Below are 16,933 nucleotides of genomic sequence, written 5' to 3'. Positions count from 1 at the left end.
GGTTTAACTAGCGACTCGACAAGTCGATGTCGACCCTCGCGGGCGGCGGATCAGCGTGCACAAATATGTCATTGCCTGTCTGGAGGGCATTTTGACGGCGCCGGGTGTTATTCAGCGACAACCAAAGCTTCTGCATTGATATACAACGCGCCGCGCTTCTTCTTCTGTAAGGGCTGGGCCCCTGGCAGGCCACGCCAAGGCGTGCAATCGATGCTAGCCCGATCATGGCGGAGGAGGCGGGAATCGGCGGATGGCGCGCGCGGTCGAAGGCGAAGGGCGTTCCGTGCGGGGCCGACGCCCCAAGGGGCAAGGCCCCGATCTGAGAGAGACGATCCTCGACGCTGCGGAGGCCCTGTTCTCGCGGCATGGCTTCTATGGCGTCACCGTCCGCCAGGTGGCGGCCGAGGCTGGCGTCGATACGGCGCTGATTCACTACTACTTCGGCGCCAAACGCGAGTTGTTCGACAGCGTGTTCGCGCGGCGCGCGGGGCTGCTCAACTCGATGCGCCTCGAGGCGATGCGGGGCTATGCCGAAGCGCGCGCCGGCGCCTTGGACGTCGAAGGAATCATCGAGGCCTTCATGGGGCCTCTGCTCGAGCTTTCGCTGGCCAACGACGAAGGCTGGAAGAACTACTTCCGGCTGGTCGCGCTCGTGAACAACACGCCGGCCTGGGGCGGCGAGACCATGCATCGGTTTTTCGACCCGGTCGTGCATGAACTCGTCGCGGCCTGGAAGGCCGCCCTGCCTCAGGCGGCCGACCGCGACCTCTACTGGTGCTACCAGTTCCTGACCGGCGCGATGATGCTCACGCTGTCGGAGACCGGCCGCATCGACCAGTTGTCGGGCGGATTGTGCCGCTCGACCGACATGCAGGCCGTTCGGGCCCGGCTCTACGCGTGGTGCGCGGCCGGCCTTGAGGAAGTGGTTCGCCGACGCGCCCAAGCCTAGCGTTTCTTGCGGTGCAACATGCCTTGAGCGTGGGCGGGGCCGGCTGTGACGCTATCCGTGCGTCCGGAAGGCAGGTCGGCGGGCGGCTTTCGATTCGACGGCAAGCGGGCGGCTTCAACCTCGAAACACGCCCATTCCGGCCGAATTGCCCCCACGTAACCCCGTAACCGGAGGAGGAATGGGCGATGGTCCGGTGACGGGAGGGGCGGTCGCAGGGGCGAAGCCGCCCCGCTGCGCGACATTTCATCCTGGCTTGAATTTTTGCTTGCGTGCGGTGCAGCAAAGGAGCAGAAAGGTTCTCGCCCTTTTGGGCGTTTCCTCCCTAATAACTGGCCGCGCCCCCGGGCGCGGCCTTTTTTTCGTCGTTGTCGGCCGGCCGTGGCTTCGGCGAACGCGGTACCCAGATTGGGTAGTGCGCGCGCCCTTTCGCGCGCGGTCTGCGATAGCTCCACCAACGTTCGCTCGCTGGGGTTGCTTGCATTCGCCTAGTCGATAGTCGAGGTTCCGGCGATGGGGAACGTGATGAGTGAAGATTCGGAACACGCAAGGCGCCTTGCGCAAAACCTTGTGGAGTTGTTGTCCCCCTACGAAGAAGAGCTAATTCAGTTGGAACGCGATGCGCCGGCGTACGGTCCCTTGCGGCGGGCCTTGGGCATTGTGATCGCCGAAGCCTGCTACTGCATAAAAGACGGGCCGGCGCCGCAAGAGAACCTCGTTCCCCCGCTGGATGACGAAGCCAGCAGAGCGGGGTAGAGCACCATGCCCAGAGGAGACCCGGAACCCATATGGCCAACAGACCCGAGGCGGCCGCCGACCCCGTTGACGTTGCGGTAGGGGCGCGGATACGGCTGCTGAGAAAGGTGCGGGGCCTGTCTCAACAGGCGCTGGCGGAAGCCGCTGGCGTGACCTTCCAGCAGATCCAGAAATATGAACGTGGCGCCAATCGCGTCAGCGCATCGATGCTCACCCGCATCGCCAAGACACTTGGCGTGCCGGTCGCCGAGATGTTCGGCGAGGCGTCCGCCTCCAGCGGAGCCGTCGACGAAGTCGCGGCCCTGCTGGCTGAACCGGGCGCGCTCGAACTCCTCAAGGCCTACGCCAGTCTTCCCCGTGGAGTCTCGCGTTCCGCGCTCGTCGAGTTCGTCCGCAGTCTTCGCCAGCCCGGCTGACGGCTCATGAGGCTGCGGGGGTTCGGGATGCTGGCGGCCGCGGCGCTTGCGGCGGCAGGTCCGGCGTCCGCGGCCCCGCCGACCAAGGCCGAGGCCAGGATGATCTCGGTCATCGAAGCCGAGCATGGCCGGAACCTCAAGCTCCTCGAAGACCTGGTGCGCACGAATTCGGGCACCATGAACCTCGCGGGCGTCGAGCAGGTGGGGCGCATGCTCCGACCGGAGTTCGAGGCCCTTGGGTTCGAAGTCCGATGGATTCCGATGAGCCAGGTGGCGCGCGCCGGGCACCTTGTCGCCACGCACAAGGGCTCCGGGCGCGGCAAGCGCATGCTCCTGATCGGACACCTGGACACGGTGTTCGAGCCCGACAGCCCATTCCAGGGCTGGAAGGTGACGGGCGACACGGTCGAAGGGCCCGGCGTCGGCGACATGAAGGGCGGCGACGTCATCATGCTGGCGGCTTTGCGAGCGATGCAGGCCGCCGGAACGCTGAAGGACGCCGACATCACCGTCGTGCTCACCGGGGACGAGGAGAAGCCCGGCTCGCCGCTCTCGGTGGCGCGCGCCGACCTGATCGCCGCCGGCCACGCCAGCGACGTCGCATTGGACTTCGAGGGCCTTTCCCGCGCGAACGGCCAGGACGTGGGCTCGATCGCCCGGCGGTCTTCAAGCTCGTGGACGATCCGCGCGACGGCGAAATCGGGCCATTCCTCCGGCGTCTGCCGGCCGCAGGTGGGCTGTGGCGCGGTCTATGAGCTGGTCCGCATCCTGGACGAGTTCCGGCGCGAGTTGCCCGAACCCAACCTGACCTACAACGTGGGCCTGATCCTCGGCGGCTCCAGCGCCGAGCTCAATGCCGGCGACACGGGCGGGACGGCGGCGGGCAAGCCCAATGTGATCGCCGCCACGGCCATCGCCCGCGGCGACATCCGCACCCTCTCGCCCGAACAGGAAGACCGCGTGCGCGAGCGCATGCGCGCGATCGTGGCCCGGCACCTCGACCGCACCGACGCCGAGATCGCCTTCGCGGCGGACGGCTATCCGCCCATGGCTCCGACCGAGGGCAACAAGGCCCTGCTAGCCAAGCTCAACGACGTGAACGCCACCCTGGGCCTGCCCGCGATGCCAGCAGGCGATCCCGCCCAGCGAGGGGCCGGCGACATCTCGTTCGTGGCCTTCATCGACGGCCTCGTGGGATTGGGGATGGCCGGCGAGGGCAGTCACGCGCCCGGCGAGACCGCCGATCTCAAGAGCCTCGACGTCCAGGCCAAGCGTGCGGCCCTGCTGATGTCGCGGCTCTCGAGGGAGCCGCGCTAGGGCACGATGGGGCCAGGTGGAATCACCTGACCGCTGAATCGTGCTCGAGATTCAAAAGTATGGAGCGCGTTCGCGCGGCGAAACCGCTCACACCTTCGCCTAACGCGCACTAGGCTCTAGGCTGGGACGCCCAGCGTCTTCAGCGCATGTTCCTTGATCGCCTTGTAGTCGACCTTGCCGTTGGGCGCGCGGCCGATGGAATCAACCACCACCAGCTCCCGCGGCGCCTTGTAGCCGGCCAGTTGGCTGTGCACGAATGCCGATAGCTCCTGCAACGCCGGCGTCTCGCCGGCCTCCGGCTCGACGACGGCGCAGATCCGCTCGCCGAACCTGACATCGGGAACGCCCACGACCACGGCGTCTCGGACCGTGGCGTGGCGCTTCAGCGCCTCCTCGACCTCCTCGGGGAACACCTTCTCGCCGCCGGTGTTGATGCATACCGACCCGCGGCCCAGCAGCTTCAGCGTGCCGTCGGTGTTCACCTCGGCCCAGTCGCCGGGCACGCTCCAGCGCACGCCTTCGATCCACTTGAAGGTCTTCTCGGTCTTCTCGTGGTCCTTGTAGTAGCCCTGCGGCAGGAAGCCGGAGACGGCGACCAACCCCCGCTCGCCCGACCCGGGCGTCACGCGACGACCGTCCTCGGTGAAGACCGCCGTGTTCGGGCCCAGCATGAAGGCCGCCGTCTGGGCTTCCATGCCCGCGGCCGAGGCCGAGGCGCCCAGGCCGACCGCTTCCGACGAGCCGAAGCTGTCGGCGATCATCGCCTGCGGGATGTGGCCCAGCAGGCCCTTCTTGTTCTCGTAGCTCCACATCGAGCCCGACGAACTCATCGAGCGCACGCTCGACAGGTCCCAGCGACCCGGATTGGCGTCCAGCGCCTCAAGCATGGGCGTGGAGAAGGCCAGGCCGACGATCACGATGTTGGTGGCCTTCAGCCGCTGGGCCTCGTCCCACAGTTCGATGGCGCTGAACTTGCGCGACGGCAGGGCGCAGACCGTCCCGCCGCTGTTGAAGGCGATGAACGCCGAGAACTGGCCGGTGCCGTGCATCAGCGGCGCGGCCACGATCATGGTGGGCCGCAGATGGTCCGGTCCCTGGATCCGGGCGATCAGTTCGGGGATCGACTCCGCCGGCGGGATGCCCAGGGCCGCGTTGCCCCCGGCGCCAAGCACCTGGAACAGGTCGTCCTGGCGCCACATCACGCCCTTCGGCATGCCGGTCGTGCCGCCAGTGTAGAGCAGCAGCAGATCGTCGCTCGAGCGTCCCCAGGGCGCCTTCACCGGCCGCGCGTTCGGCGTGTCGGCGACGATCCGGTCGTAGTCGTCGGCCCAGGACGGCGTGGGGTGGCCCGGTTCGGCGACCGCGATCCACGCCTTCACCTTGGGCAGGCGGCCCCGGATCTTCTCGATGAGGTCGGCGAACCCGGCGTGGAAGACGACGGCCTCCGCGTCGGCGTTGTCGAAGAGGTAGAGCACCTCTTCCGCGCCATATCGGTAGTTGGTGTTCACCGGCGCGAACCCGCCCTTGAAGGCGGCGAAGTAGGCCTCAAGGTATTCGGGACCGTTGAAGAGATAGCCGGCGACCTTGCCCTGATGGGTGACCCCCTTGGCGATCAGGTGGGCGGCCAGGGCGTCGGCGCGCCGGTCGAACTCGGCCCAGGTGATCAGCCGTTCGCCGTGGATCAGCGCCGCCCGATCTGGCTGCGCGACCGCGATCGCCTCCCAAACATCAGCGATGGTCCATCCCATGGCTGCGTCGCCTCCCGATACGCTTATGGCTTTCCGGGAAGTTGGGCGCCTGCCGTGGCGTTATGTCAAACGCCTGTTGGTCAGACGGGCAGGGCGGTCGTCGACTTGATCTGCTCCATCGCGAACGCCGAACTGACATCCGAGAGCGGGACCGCGCCGATCAGGCGCTTGTAGAGGGCGTCGTAGGCCGCGATGTCCTTCACGATCACCTTGAGCAGATAGTCGGTGTCGCCCGACAGCCGGTAGAACTCGACGACCTCGGGCATCGCGGCGGCGGCCTTGGCGAAGGCGTCCAGCCATTCGGGGTCGTGCCGGTTCGTGCGGACCGAGACGAACACCACCAAGCCGAGATCGAGCTTGTCGGGGTCGAGGAGCGCGACGCGGCGGGTGATGACGCCCGCGTCGGTCAGCCGCTTGATCCGCTTCCAGCAAGGGGTCTGCGAGAGCCCCACCGTGGCCGCCAGTTCGGCGATGGCGACCGTGGCGTCCTTCTGCAGTTCCCGCAGCAGGCGCCGATCGATTTGGTCAAGAACGATGTCCACGTGATTCCGCCTCGCAGGAGAACTGCAGTCTACCTCGGCGCGGAATGTGGGTGAACGGCTTCCTTAATCCACCGGCTTGGGAGGTTCGCCGACCGGGGCCGGCTTGGCGAACGGAACGATGAGCAGGGCGGCGGCGAACACGAGGGCCATCAGGACGTAGGTGTCGGCGAAGGCCAGTGTCGCGGCCTCGCGCCCGACGATCCGGCCCAGCACCGCTTCCGACATGCGCAACGCGCGGTCGGCGTCGGCGGTCCAGGCCGAGGCCGCCTGGGACAGGCCGCGCACCAGTTCGCCCGCGCGCTCGGGCTGTTCGCCCATGGCCGCGGACAGGCGCGCGGCGTGTTCGCGCGCGAAATCGATCAGCCAGGTGTTGACCACGGCGATCCCGATCGCGCCGCCCAGGTTGCGCATCAGGTTGAAGAGACCCGAGGCGTACCGCAGCTCGGCCGGGACCACGCCGTTCAGCGCCATCCCCACCGCCGGGACGATGCACAGCAGGATCGCCAGGCCCCGCAGCACCTGGGGCCAGAACAGTTCGCCAAACCCCCAGTCCGGGGTGATCCACGAGAACATCCAGAGTGCGAACGCGAACAGGGAGAAGCCGACGGCGATGACGTAGCGCCCATCCACCCTCGTCGACAGCCGCGCGGCGATCGGGGCGGTCACGGTCATGGCGATCCCGGTCACGAAGACGGTCGCGCCGATCTGCAGGCTGGAGAAACCCCGGATACGACCGAGATAGACCGGCGTCAGATAGGTCGCGGCGTAGAGGCCGAAGCCGATCACCAGATTCAGCACGCACGCCATCGCGAAAGTGGGCCGCAGGAATGGCGTCAGCTTGATCACCGGCATGGTGGAGAAGAAGCTTCGCTCGAAGAACACCACGCCGCCCACGGCCGAGAGCCAGGCCGCCGTCTGGACCGCGCCGTCCGAGAACCACTCGTGTCGGGGGCCTTCCTCAAGCACGTACTGCAGCCCGCCCAGGAAGACGGCGAGCGATATGACATGCAGCCAGTCGATCCGGCGCAGCATTTCGGGATTGGCCTCGTCGACCCGGCCCAGCATGGGGAAGAAGATCGTCACCGCCACGCCGGGGACGAGGTTCATGAAGAACAGCCACCGCCAGTCGGCGAAGTCGGTGATCCATCCGCCGACCGTCGGACCCAGCGTCGGCGCCAGCGTCGAGACCATGCCGAGGATCGCCGGCACGGCCGCGCGCCGGGGCCCCTCGAACATCGCGAAGCCGGTGGCGAACACCAGCGGCACCATCGCCCCGCCTGTGAAGCCCTGCAGCGCGCGGAACGCGATCATGGAGTTGATGTCCCAGGCCAGGCCGCACAGCAGGCTGGAAAGGGTGAACAGCCCCGCCGAGAGCGTGAACAGCCAGCGGGTCGACAGCGCCTGCGAGAGAAACGCCGCCAGCGGGATCATGACGATCTCGGCCATGAGGTAGGCGGTCTGCACCCAGGCGATCTCGTCGGGGCCGGCGCTGAGCCCGGCCTGGATCGAATTGAGGGACGCCGCGACGATCTGGATGTCGAGCAGGGCCATGAACTGGCCGAAGGCCATGATGGCGAAGATCAACAGCTTGCGCCGCTCGTCGAGCGCGGCGGAGAGGGGAACAGCGGTCATGGCCTTGCGCTCGAGCGTATCGCTTATAATATGATATGCATCATATAATGGCGAGCAGGGCGATGCGCTATAGCGACACGCACAAGCAGGAGACGCGGAAGAAGGTGGTGAAGGCGGCGGCGAAGGCCGTGCGCCTGCGGGGCCCCGAAGGCGTTGGGGTGGCCGAGATCATGGCCGAGGCCGGGCTAACCCATGGCGGGTTCTACGCACACTTCCCGAGCAAGGAGGCCCTTGTCGCGGCGGCCATCGAGGAGGCGTTCCGCGCCAGCGCGCAGCGGTTCGAGAAGCTGACCGAGGGTCTTGACGCGCCCGCCGCTCTGGCCGCCTTCGCCGACGCCTACGTGACGCCGGAGCATCGCGCCCATCCCGAGCGGGGCTGCCCCATCGCGGCTCTTTCGAGCGATCTGCCGCGCCAGGGCCCGCAGGTGCGCGCGGCCTACGAGGCCGGCGTTCGAGGATTGATCCGCCGCATCGCGGGGTGGCTGCCGACGCAGGAGCCCGATCGCGAGAGCCTGGCCGCTTCCCTCGTCGCCGAGATGGCCGGCGCGGTGGCCCTCTCGCGCGCCATGTCCGACGCCGCCGCGGCCGGACGATGGCTGGCGGACGCACGCGCGCGCATCAAGTCGCGCATGGGCTTCGACGCCGCGGGGAGCCAGTCATGAACGCCATCGGTTCCGCCGCCGACCTGCAATCGGCCCAGCCGGCCGCCGCGCCGCGCCGCAAGCGGCGCCTGCCGCCGAGGGGGCTCCTGGTCCTTGCGGCGGCCCTCGTCGTCGGAGGCGGCGGCTTCGCCTACCTTCACGCCGCGAGGGCGTCGGCGACGACCGACAACGCCTATGTGAAGACCGACGTGACGATCGTGGCGCCCCGGGTGCGCGGGCATGTGGCCGAAGTGCTCGTGTCCGACAACCAGCCCGTCAAGGCCGGCCAGATCCTGGTTCGGCTGGATCCCGAGGAATACGCGGCCCGTGTCGCGGCGGCCGAGGGAGACCTCGCGATCGCCGTCGCCACCGTCGCCGCGGCCGAGGCGTCGCTTGTCCGGCTGGGATCGGAAGAAGCCGCCGCGGCGGCGCAGGTCCGCGAGTCCGAGACGACCATACGCGCCGCCGACGCCGAATCGCGCCGCGCCGAGGCTGACCGCCAGCGCTATGCGGCGCTGCTCAAGACGGGCTATGCGCCGCGCCGTGACGCCGAACGCATCGACGCCCAGGCCGTCGCCGCGACCGCCGCCGCCGATCGCAGCCGGGCCGGTCTGACCCTGAGCCGCAATCAGCTTGCCGCCGTCTCCAGCCGTCGCGGGGAATTGGTGGCGAACGTCGCGCAGGCGCGTGCGCTGCAGGAGAAAGCCGCCGCGGCGCTCGATCTGGCGCGGCAGGACCGCGATCACGCCGTGATCCGGGCGCCGATCGACGGCGTCGTCGGCGACCGCCAGGCCAATGTGGGCGACTATGTCCAGCCGGGGATGCGGCTGCTCGTGCTGAATCCGCTGGACCGGCTCTATCTGACGGCGAACTTCAAGGAGACGCAGACGGCGCGCATGCTCCGGGGCCAGGCGGCGCGGGTGAAGATCGACGCCCTGCCGGGCGTGACCTTCAAGGCCCATGTCGACAGCTTCGCGCCCGGCACGGGGTCGGAGTTCGCCCTCCTGCCGTTCGAGCCCGGCGTCGGCAACTTCACCAAGATCGTCCAGCGGGTTCCTGTGAAGCTCCGCTTCGATCCGGGCCAGCCGGACCTCTCGCGCCTGCGCCCCGGTCTCTCCGCCAAGGTCACCGTGGTGCTCGACGGAGCATAGTCCTGGTTGTTTGATCCGAAAGATACAATGTCAGATAGATCAATCCGTCGCTATGTGACGCATCTTCGGTGGCGCCCTTCGCGTGCCGCGCTAGGATGCCGTCAAGCGACTCGGTCCCAGCGACCCCCGCAGGGACGTCGCGATAACATCTAGCTGGGGGAGCCTATGGCCACCGGAAAAAGCACGAACGCCCTTCAGAAGCCTCTGACGCCCTCCGCCGAATTGGCCGCTGTCGTGGGTTCTGGCCAGCTTTCGCGCGGGGAAACCGTTTCGAAGATCTGGGACTACATCAAGAAGAACAACCTGCAGAATCCCGCCAACAAGCGCGAGATCCTGGCCGACGCCAAGCTGAAGCCGATCTTCGGCGGCAAGGACAAGGTCAGCATGTTCGAAATGAACAAGCACCTGGCGGCGCACCTGAAGTAGCCTCTTGCGGCGCGCGCGGCGTCGGGGGCCGCGGCGCGCCTGAGAACAGGCGTTTTGGAGACCTCGCAGGCTTCGCGCCCGGCGAGGTCTCCTCATTTTTGGGCCAGCGCCTTCACTTTTGCGGTGGCGCCTTCCATAAGGGCCGGCTTTCAGAGACCCTCGATGAAATCCCCCAACCGCGCCATCATTCTCGCCGCCGGCCAGGGCAAGCGCCTTCTGCCGCTGACCGAGGATCGCCCCAAGTGCCTGATCGAGCTCAGCGGGCGCACGCTGCTCGCCTGGCAGCTCCTGCGCCTGCAGGCGGCCGGCGTCGAAGACGCCGTGGTCGTGACGGGCTTCCGGGCCGACGCGGTCGAGGCCGAGGTCGCCAGGCTCGGTCTGACCATGCCCGTGCGGCTGGCGTTCAATCCCTTCTACACGGTGTCGGACAACACCGCCTCGTGCTGGATCGTGCGGGAGGCCTTCGACCGTGACGTCCTGCTGCTCAACGGCGACACGCTCTTCGGTCCTGGCGTGGCCGAACGGCTCATCGGCGCGCCCGAGGCGGACATCACCGTCACGATCGACCGCAAGCCCTCCTACGACGCCGATGACATGAAGGTGCTGACCGAGGACGGGCGTCTGCGTGCGATCGGCAAGACCATCGAGGCCTATGACGCCGAGTCGATCGGGTTCCTGCGCTTTTCCAAGGCGGGCGCGGCGAAGTTCGCCGCAGGGGTCGAGCACGTCCTGCAACGGCCCGAGGGCCTCAAGCGCTGGTATCTTTCCGTGATCGACGAGCTGGCGCGCGGCGGCGTCGACGTCCGGGTCTGCACGATCGAGGGCCTGGAATGGGGCGAGATGGACTTCCCGCAGGACGTCGACAACCTCACGCGGCTTTCGTCGAGCTGGGACATGCCGGGCCGCTAGCCCGGGTTTGATCCAGCCCAAGGCGCGTGTGGGCCGGTGGCGCGACGCTCTCCGCGCATTCGGAGACGCGTCATGCCCAGAAATCTCGAACACGAAATCATCGGGGTCTTCGCCGCCGGCAAGGACCTCACGCTGGCGACCCTGCGGCCCGACGGGAGCCCCCAGGCGACGACCGTGAGCTACGCCAGCGACGGCCTCAGTCTGTTCTTCGGCTGCGGGGAAGGCTCGCAAAAAGCCCGAAATCTGGCGCGTGACGATCGCGTGTCGCTGACCATCAACCTCCCGTACGTCGACTGGAGTCAGATTCGGGGGGCATCGGTCTTCGGGCGGGCGAGACGGTTGACCTCGGCGAAGGACGCCGACCGGTTCGCAGGCCTCTTCCTGGCCAAGTTTCCGGAAATCGCCCAGTACGTCGCGACCGGCGATGCGGGGCTGGCGATGTTCGAGATCACGCCCGAGGTGGTCTCGCTCCTCGACTACCGGCAGGGCTTCGGCCATCACACGCTCGCGCGCATCATCCAGGCTGGCGGCCGGGCGCGCGTCGAACAGGTCGCCGAACCGGCTTGAGACGTCCGCTCATCGCAGGATCGCCGCCGCTGGCGGAAGCCCGGTAGGCCGTCCGGGATTCGAGCGGCACCTTCCCCGACCGTCCATCGAAGCGGGGCCCCGCTGTTCCAGGACGGCGTCCCGGGGATTGTGAAACGTGCGGCTCGATGAGGGTGATGGGGCGCTGGAGTCATTGCTCGCCCCGCTGAGCCCGGACGAATTCCTCGGACAGACCGTGGCCGGCGGCTTCCGTTGGCTGCCCGGCCGAGGCGCCGACCTTCCCGATCTCCTTGGCGCGGATCCGCGCGCGTCCCTCGCCGACGCGGTCCACCTCGCGCCCAGACTCACCTGGCATTCGGCCAATGCGCTGGGGCCGGCGCCGTCCCTGGCCAATGTCGCCGACGGCTCCGATTTCCGCGCGCGCATCGAGGCCTTCCACGCCGCCAACTATTCGGTCCGGTTTCCCGAACTGCGCCCGCTGTCGCCGCCGATCGACCGGGTCGCGCGGGCCCTGGAGGCGCGGCTGCACCAGCCGGTGACCGCCTCGGCCTTCTGGAGCCGCGGGGGCATGCGGGCGCCGGTGCACTACGACGACCACGACCTGATCGTCGTTCAACTTTTCGGTGAGAAGCGCTGGTACGTATCGACGGCCGTCTCGCCCCTGTTCAACGCCTGGAAGGGCGTCGATGGCAATCCGCCCCAGCTCGGCGAGCATGAGGTGATCGAAATGCGCCCGGGCGATCGCCTCTACCTGCCGAGGGGGACGGCGCACACGGTCGATTCCGATCATGAATCCGTACACCTCGCGTTCGGTTTCACCCCGTTGACCGTGCGCGAGGCCGTCATCGCCGCGATCGACCATCTGTCGGACCTCGATCGGGATCTGCGCGCGACGCTTTCCGACCGTCGGCTGGCCGCCGTCGGTCCGCGGGCGCTGGCCGCCGCCAGCCGGTTGCTGGAAGCCGTCCGCAGCCCGGAGTTCCTGTTCTCGGCCCTGCAGCGCCGGTCCGCCCGCGTCGTCGGCGACCTCGACGCCCTGCCGCGCGCCGACGCCGCGCCGTCGCTCGACCTCGACAGCGAAGTCGTCCGGGCTCCGGGCGCGTTCGCGCACCTCACGGGCAACGCCGAGACCATCGATTTCGCCTATCCTGGCGGCCACCTCTACATCCACCGCGGCGCCGAGGCGGCGGTGGCGTTCGTCGCCGAGAGGGCGCGTTTCCGCCCGCGCGATATCCCCGGCGACGTCGACGACCAGGTGCGGCTCGCCCTGGTCTCCAGGCTGCTGGACGTCGGCTACCTCGTGGCGGCGTCGCCGACGATCTCGCGCACCAGGTCGAGGTCGGCGGGCTTGTCGACGTCGACCGAGGCCAGTCCGTAGGGCGTCTCCACCACCGCCGCGCGTAGGCCGGCGAGACGGCCCAGCCGTTCGGCGGCGTCGGCGAGCTTCAGCCGGCCAATGGCGTAACGGACGAGCACGCCAGGCCCGAGGATCCGCGCCATCCGCAGCGGCCGCTTGCGCTCGGCCTCGACGCGCCGCCAGAGGTCGACGATGGCGAGGGCTCGATCGTTCGCCAGCCAGAAGAGGTTGCAGCCCGACCAGTCGCCGTCGGCCAGCTTCAGCCACGTCCGGCGGGTCGCCGGCGCGGCGGCCTCGACGGTGGCGCGCCGGGCCGCGAGGGCGGCCACGTCCACGTCCGGCGGCGCGTCGGCGAGGAAACGCGTGACCCACTCCGGCCGGAGCAGGGCGTGATCGGCGGTGGTGACGAGCAGGGGCGTCCCAAGCGCTTCGGCGCCCGTCTTGACGCTCAGGCTAGGGCCCGCGGCCTCGTCCAGCGTCTCCGCGCCCAGGCGGACGGCCTCGGCCCTCACCAGCGGGTGGTCGGCCACGACCGCGACCCGAGAGGCGCCCGCGGCGCGCAGGGCATGGATCACCCGCTCCAGCAGGGTTTCGCCCTGAAGTCTTATGAGCGCCTTGTGCGGGACGCCGGCATAGTCGGCCACGGGCTCAGCGCCGCCGCGCGAGCCGGCCAGGACCAGCGCCTTCCAGCCGGTCACCTCAGCGCCTTCTCGTAAAGCCTGTAGGTCTTGTAGACCTTCGCGCCGCCGGCGTCGCAGATGCGCCGCATGGCCAGGTTGTCCTCGAGAACCCACGAAAGCTCGTAGCGCTCGTAGCCTCGGCGCCGGGCGGCCTGCGCGACCGCATCGATGAGTTGGAAGGGCAGGAGCTGGCCCTTCAGCGTGCTCGCGAACTTGCGCTTCACGCCCATCAGCGGAACGCGGCCGGTCTTCAGGCCCTTTACCTTCAGCCGCCAGATCAGCTTGGCCCAGCCGAACGGCAGCAGCCGGCCCTTCAGGTCGGCGATCGCCTCGTTGATGTTGGGCAGCAGCACCATGAAGCCGGCCGGCTCGCCATCGATGTCGGCGAACCACGTGAGCTTGGGGTCGATCACCAGCTTCAGCGTCGAGGCCAGCGCCTGGGTCTCGGCCTCGGTGGTGGGCGTGAAGCCCCAGTTGCCGGCCCAGGCGTCGTTCAGGATGCCGGTCAGGGTCCGCACCTCGGCGTCGAAGCGCTTCATGTCGACGGTCCGCAGCGTCACGCCGTCGGGCAGCGGCTTGCGCACGCGCCGCCGGATGGCCTCGGGCAGGTCGTCGGCGACGCTGCACTCATAGGCGTAGATGTCCTTGGCCTTGCGGTAGCCCTGGGCCTCGATCCGCCCCGGCGTGTGCGGCGCATCGTGGCTCATCATGAACATGGGCGGCGTTTCGCGACCTTCGACCAGCAGGCCGACTTCCTCGTTGGTCGAGAGGTTCACGGGCCCCAGGGCGGTCTTGCAGCCACGCGCCTTCAGCCAGGCCTCGGCCGTGGCGAACAGGGCGGCGAAGGCGGCCGGGTCGTCTTCGGCCGCGATCATGCCGAAATGCCCCACGCCGTCGGCGGTCTGCGGGTTGAGGGCGTCGATCTGGGCGCTGATCCGGCCCACGTCGCGCCCGTCCCTCAGGGCCAGCCAGAACTGCACCTGGGCGTGCTCGAAGAACGGATTGCCCTTGGGCGACAGCGCCTCCTGCCGCTCCAGGATCAGCGGAGGGACATAGTTGCGGTCCGCGGCCCCGATCCGCATGGGCAGGCGGATGAAGCGGTCGAGTTCGGCCTTCGTCGTCACCGGAACGACCTCGATGCCCCCCGCCGTGGCCATCATCCCTCCAGGTAGACGAGCGCGGTCACGCCGAGGGCGGCGAACATCGCGGGCGCGGCCCAGGCCGCCAGGACCGGCGGAGCGGCGCCGCTCTCGCCGAGGGCGGTGAAAGCGCCGTCGAACACCAGGAACAGCAGCCCTGCCGCCAGGCACTGGACCATCAGGGTCGTGCCGCCGCCACGGAAATTGGCCAGCGCGCCGGGCGCGGCCAGCAGCAGCATCACGAGGCAGGCCATGGGCGCGGCCCAGGCTCGCTGGAGCTGTGTGTCGTAGAAGCTGCGCGGCCGGATCGAGAGTCCCCCGCCCAGCGCGCGCTTGGCCTCGGCGGGGGTCACGGTCGTTTCGCCGGCCGCCAGCGCCCGCACGTCGCTGGGGCGCAGGCGTTGCGTCCAGTCCATCTGGGTGGCCGACCCCTCGGCCACGCTGGCGCCCACCGTCTCGAACTTCGGGTCGATCAGGCGCCAGCTCTCGCCGTCGAACACGGCGGTCGGCGCATTGATGCGCTGTTCCAGTCGTCCGCGGGCGTCGCGCTGGTAGATCGTCACCTTCTCCAGGCTGCGGCCGTCCGGGTCGCGGGGCGTGGCCACCACCACCTGCTCGCCGATCCGGAAGGTGATGGGATCGACTTCCCGCGTGGTCTCGGGCGGCGTGTTGGCCTGCCACCAGGCGCTGAGCGCGCTGTCGGTGCGCGGCGCGACGACCAGCCCGATCGCCAGCTGGGTCAGTGTCAGGGCCAGCACGACGGGAAGCGCCGTCAGGGTGATGCGGTAGACCGAGATGCCCGTGGAGCGCATGGCCGTCACGGCGCTGTCGCCGGCCAGTTTCGCAAAGGCGAACAGCGAGCCCGCCAGAGCCGCCAGCGGCGCCGCCTGCTCGATTAGGCGGGGGAGGCGGAGAAGCGCGTAGTAGGCGACGCCGGCCGCCCCGAGCTTGCGGTCGAGGATCTCCGTCGTGACCTCGAGCAGGTCGAGAATCTGCAGCACGCCCACCAGCACGGCGAGGGCGGCGAGCACCCGGGTGGCCATCAGCCTGGCGAGATAGAGCCCCAGGGTCATGCCGCGGCGCTCTCGGTCCGACGCCGGCGCAGACGCGTCAGGAGGCCGCCGATGTATTCGGTCAGCCGGCCGATGGGGGTCTCGCCCGGCCGCTTGCGGCTGGTGAAGAAGACGGTGAAGGCGATGGCGGAGAAGACGAGGAATGGTCCGCCGACCGCAAGTTCGGCCGGCGCACGGCCGGTGGAGGCCAGCCCCTGTCCCAACTGGACGAGATGGTGGAACGTCAGCAGCAGCAGGCCGCCCACGATCGCGCCTGGCGCGCGTCCGCTGCGCTTGGCGGCCATGCCCAGGGGCACCCCCAGCAAGGGCAGCAGGGGCAGCGAGAGCGACCGCGCGAGCCGGCCGTACAACTCGCCCTTCAGGGTCTCGCGCGGGATCGTCGAATGGCCGGTCTCGGCCTGGCGCGCCAGCTCCACGAGGGTCAGTTCCCGCTCGTCGCCGCCCCGGGCCCGCAGCAGCTTGGCCGGCCCGGTGACCGGCAGCTCCATGGTGAACTCCTTGAACGCCAGGACCTCGGGCCGGCCCTGGTCGTTGAAGCGCAGTTGCTGGCCATTCTGCAGCATGAGCTGGACATTCTTGCCGTCAGCGGCGCGTCGGAGCTCGGCCATGCCTGCGGTCGTGATCTCTTCGCGGCCCTTGGGCGTGATCCGGCGGATGAAGACGCGCGAGAGCCGCTGCCCGGCCATGTCGGCTTCGTCGGTCGTCATGGTCAGGTCCTTCGACGGGACCAGGATGGTCTCGGCGGGCACGAGGCCGTTCCATCCGGCGTTCTGCGCCGAGTGCAGCACGGCCCGGTAGGCGTAGCGGCTGTAGGGCTGGAGGAAGCCGAAGACCAGCAGGCTCACCGCCGAAAGCGCCGCGGCCAGGTACAGATAGGGCGCCGCGAGGCGAGTGAGCGAGACGCCGGAGGCCAGCAGCGCGTCCACCTCCGACGCCTGGTTCATCCGATTGACGACCACCACCAGCGCCAGGAAGAAGGCCGCCGGCAGCGTCAGGCCCAGGTAGTGGGGCACCAGGTTCACGGCGAGCTGCGCCACGAAGCCAAACCGGTCGTTGGAACCGGACAGGAGGTCGAGCAGCCGCAGGATGCGCTCCAGCAGGAGCGCGATCAGGGTCACCCCCATCGCGCCCACCATCGGCCAGAAGGCCGTGCGGAGCAGGTAGCGGTCGATGAGACTCAAGAGGTTCCTCGGATCGCGACGGCTAGGCGCGCCAGCGGGCTGCGAACTCGGCGGCCATGGCCTTGGCCTCCTCCTCGCTCAGCGCGACGTGCGACGCAAGGGCCGGCGGTCCCGGCCAGCCGGCGTCGACGAAGCTGTGGCCTCCGTGCTCGCGCGCGCCGTCATAGCGCGGCAGGACGTGGAAATGGACGTCCGGGTCGACCATCATCAGCATCAGGTAGTTGATCCGCTGATAGGCGACAGTATGGCGAAGCAGCGGCTCAATGCCGCCGATGGCGCGCTTCATGTCCGCGAAGGCGTCGGCGGAAAGGTCGGAGAATGCCTGGGCCGGCTCCTTGCACACCAGCACCAGCGAGCCGTAGGTCGGTTGCTGCGGCCGCACCAGCACGAGCCAGTGCGAGGTCTCGGCGACCAGGGTGTCAGGGTATCCGAACTTGCGGGCCGTAGGATTCGTCACGACTTGTCCATGCCAT

General features: G+C 68.9%; 18 protein-coding genes. 10 read left to right on the top strand and 8 right to left on the bottom strand.

Translation table 11 applies throughout. From position 1 onward, the window contains the following. Positions 1-250 precede the first annotated feature (250 nt). From GC203_RS02590 to GC203_RS02575, 4 genes are all read left to right on the top strand, one after another. Complete coding sequence (locus GC203_RS02590; RefSeq protein WP_293451030.1) at positions 251-949, top strand: TetR/AcrR family transcriptional regulator; 699 nt, start codon at positions 251-253, stop codon at positions 947-949. Between the two features lie 522 nt (positions 950-1,471). Then, positions 1,472-1,702, top strand: coding sequence for a hypothetical protein (locus tag GC203_RS02585; RefSeq protein ID WP_293451028.1), 231 nt, complete (start codon positions 1,472-1,474; stop codon positions 1,700-1,702). A 32-nt stretch (positions 1,703-1,734) separates the two neighbouring features. Next, the gene (locus tag GC203_RS02580) at positions 1,735-2,118 is read left to right on the top strand and encodes a helix-turn-helix transcriptional regulator (RefSeq protein ID WP_293451026.1); all 384 of its coding nucleotides are present in this window, start codon (positions 1,735-1,737) and stop codon (positions 2,116-2,118) included. A gap of 6 nt (positions 2,119-2,124) precedes the next feature. Further along, positions 2,125-3,435, top strand: a complete 1,311-nt coding sequence (locus GC203_RS02575) for a M20/M25/M40 family metallo-hydrolase (RefSeq protein ID WP_293451024.1) — start codon at positions 2,125-2,127, stop codon at positions 3,433-3,435. A 116-nt stretch (positions 3,436-3,551) separates the two neighbouring features. Here GC203_RS02575 and GC203_RS02570 read toward each other — a convergent pair whose 3' ends face one another. The 3 genes from GC203_RS02570 to GC203_RS02560 all read right to left on the bottom strand — a co-directional run bounded on the left by GC203_RS02570 (position 3,552) and on the right by GC203_RS02560 (position 7,357). Then, positions 3,552-5,183, bottom strand: a complete 1,632-nt coding sequence (locus GC203_RS02570; protein ID WP_293451022.1) for an AMP-binding protein — start codon at positions 5,181-5,183, stop codon at positions 3,552-3,554. 80 nt (positions 5,184-5,263) lie between these two features. Continuing rightward, entirely contained in the window at positions 5,264-5,725 is a 462-nt protein-coding gene (locus GC203_RS02565; protein ID WP_293451020.1) for an Lrp/AsnC family transcriptional regulator, read from the bottom strand. Between the two features lie 63 nt (positions 5,726-5,788). Next, positions 5,789-7,357: a DHA2 family efflux MFS transporter permease subunit gene (locus GC203_RS02560; protein ID WP_293451018.1), complete on the bottom strand. Its 1,569-nt coding sequence runs from the start codon at positions 7,355-7,357 to the stop codon at positions 5,789-5,791. A 62-nt stretch (positions 7,358-7,419) separates the two neighbouring features. Between GC203_RS02560 and GC203_RS02555 the strand changes: the two genes are divergently transcribed. The 6 genes from GC203_RS02555 to GC203_RS02530 all read left to right on the top strand — a co-directional run bounded on the left by GC203_RS02555 (position 7,420) and on the right by GC203_RS02530 (position 12,408). Continuing rightward, entirely contained in the window at positions 7,420-8,019 is a 600-nt protein-coding gene (locus GC203_RS02555; RefSeq protein ID WP_293451016.1) for a TetR/AcrR family transcriptional regulator, read from the top strand. After that, the gene (locus GC203_RS02550) at positions 8,016-9,149 is read left to right on the top strand and encodes an HlyD family secretion protein (protein ID WP_293451014.1); all 1,134 of its coding nucleotides are present in this window, start codon (positions 8,016-8,018) and stop codon (positions 9,147-9,149) included. The genes GC203_RS02555 and GC203_RS02550 overlap by 4 nt, the downstream gene beginning before the upstream one ends. 165 nt (positions 9,150-9,314) lie before the next feature. Continuing rightward, complete coding sequence (locus GC203_RS02545) at positions 9,315-9,575, top strand: SWIB/MDM2 domain-containing protein (RefSeq protein WP_293451012.1); 261 nt, start codon at positions 9,315-9,317, stop codon at positions 9,573-9,575. A gap of 162 nt (positions 9,576-9,737) precedes the next feature. Next, positions 9,738-10,484 (top strand): NTP transferase domain-containing protein, encoded by a 747-nt coding sequence (locus tag GC203_RS02540; protein WP_293451010.1) that lies wholly within the window; start codon positions 9,738-9,740, stop codon positions 10,482-10,484. A gap of 72 nt (positions 10,485-10,556) precedes the next feature. Continuing rightward, a complete protein-coding gene (locus tag GC203_RS02535) occupies positions 10,557-11,051 on the top strand; it encodes a pyridoxamine 5'-phosphate oxidase family protein (RefSeq protein WP_293451008.1) in 495 nt (164 codons plus the stop codon). A gap of 136 nt (positions 11,052-11,187) precedes the next feature. Continuing rightward, positions 11,188-12,408: a cupin domain-containing protein gene (locus GC203_RS02530; protein WP_293451006.1), complete on the top strand. Its 1,221-nt coding sequence runs from the start codon at positions 11,188-11,190 to the stop codon at positions 12,406-12,408. Here GC203_RS02530 and GC203_RS02525 read toward each other — a convergent pair. From GC203_RS02525 to GC203_RS02505, 5 genes are read right to left on the bottom strand one after another with little or no spacing between them, the layout of a single operon-like run. Beyond that, positions 12,324-13,085 carry a nucleotidyltransferase family protein gene (locus GC203_RS02525; RefSeq protein ID WP_293451004.1) on the bottom strand — a complete coding sequence of 254 codons (762 nt, stop codon included), beginning with the start codon at positions 13,083-13,085 and terminating at the stop codon, positions 12,324-12,326. The two genes, GC203_RS02530 and GC203_RS02525, sit on opposite strands and share 85 nt — an antisense overlap. Continuing rightward, on the bottom strand, positions 13,082-14,224 hold the full coding sequence (locus tag GC203_RS02520; RefSeq protein ID WP_293451002.1) for a dATP pyrophosphohydrolase: 1,143 nt from the start codon (positions 14,222-14,224) through the stop codon (positions 13,082-13,084). The genes GC203_RS02525 and GC203_RS02520 overlap by 4 nt, the downstream gene beginning before the upstream one ends. Then, positions 14,224-15,279, bottom strand: coding sequence for an LptF/LptG family permease (locus tag GC203_RS02515; protein ID WP_293451000.1), 1,056 nt, complete (start codon positions 15,277-15,279; stop codon positions 14,224-14,226). The genes GC203_RS02520 and GC203_RS02515 overlap by 1 nt, the downstream gene beginning before the upstream one ends. Beyond that, entirely contained in the window at positions 15,276-16,460 is a 1,185-nt protein-coding gene (locus GC203_RS02510; RefSeq protein WP_293450998.1) for an LptF/LptG family permease, read from the bottom strand. The genes GC203_RS02515 and GC203_RS02510 overlap by 4 nt, the downstream gene beginning before the upstream one ends. A 22-nt stretch (positions 16,461-16,482) precedes the next feature. Next, complete coding sequence (locus GC203_RS02505; protein ID WP_293450996.1) at positions 16,483-16,917, bottom strand: HIT family protein; 435 nt, start codon at positions 16,915-16,917, stop codon at positions 16,483-16,485. Between the last annotated feature and the right edge of the window lie 16 nt (positions 16,918-16,933).

This window comes from Phenylobacterium sp. (genome assembly GCF_016124325.1).
GTDB lineage: Bacteria > Pseudomonadota > Alphaproteobacteria > Caulobacterales > Caulobacteraceae > Phenylobacterium.
This window is presented reverse-complemented; position numbering and strand designations above follow the sequence as displayed.

Bases quoted from the DNA above. Each gene is read 5' to 3' on its own strand.
- GC203_RS02590 (WP_293451030.1), top strand. From the start codon at position 251: ATGGCGCGCGCGGTCGAAGGCGAAGGGCGTTCCGTGCGGGGCCGACGC.
- GC203_RS02585 (WP_293451028.1), top strand. From the start codon at position 1,472: ATGAGTGAAGATTCGGAACACGCAAGGCGCCTTGCGCAAAACCTTGTG.
- GC203_RS02580 (WP_293451026.1), top strand. From the start codon at position 1,735: ATGGCCAACAGACCCGAGGCGGCCGCCGACCCCGTTGACGTTGCGGTA.
- GC203_RS02575 (WP_293451024.1), top strand. From the start codon at position 2,125: ATGAGGCTGCGGGGGTTCGGGATGCTGGCGGCCGCGGCGCTTGCGGCG.
- GC203_RS02570 (WP_293451022.1), bottom strand. From the start codon at position 5,183: ATGGGATGGACCATCGCTGATGTTTGGGAGGCGATCGCGGTCGCGCAG.
- GC203_RS02560 (WP_293451018.1), bottom strand. From the start codon at position 7,357: ATGACCGCTGTTCCCCTCTCCGCCGCGCTCGACGAGCGGCGCAAGCTG.
- GC203_RS02555 (WP_293451016.1), top strand. From the start codon at position 7,420: ATGCGCTATAGCGACACGCACAAGCAGGAGACGCGGAAGAAGGTGGTG.
- GC203_RS02550 (WP_293451014.1), top strand. From the start codon at position 8,016: ATGAACGCCATCGGTTCCGCCGCCGACCTGCAATCGGCCCAGCCGGCC.
- GC203_RS02545 (WP_293451012.1), top strand. From the start codon at position 9,315: ATGGCCACCGGAAAAAGCACGAACGCCCTTCAGAAGCCTCTGACGCCC.
- GC203_RS02540 (WP_293451010.1), top strand. From the start codon at position 9,738: ATGAAATCCCCCAACCGCGCCATCATTCTCGCCGCCGGCCAGGGCAAG.
- GC203_RS02535 (WP_293451008.1), top strand. From the start codon at position 10,557: ATGCCCAGAAATCTCGAACACGAAATCATCGGGGTCTTCGCCGCCGGC.
- GC203_RS02520 (WP_293451002.1), bottom strand. From the start codon at position 14,224: ATGGCCACGGCGGGGGGCATCGAGGTCGTTCCGGTGACGACGAAGGCC.
- GC203_RS02515 (WP_293451000.1), bottom strand. From the start codon at position 15,279: ATGACCCTGGGGCTCTATCTCGCCAGGCTGATGGCCACCCGGGTGCTC.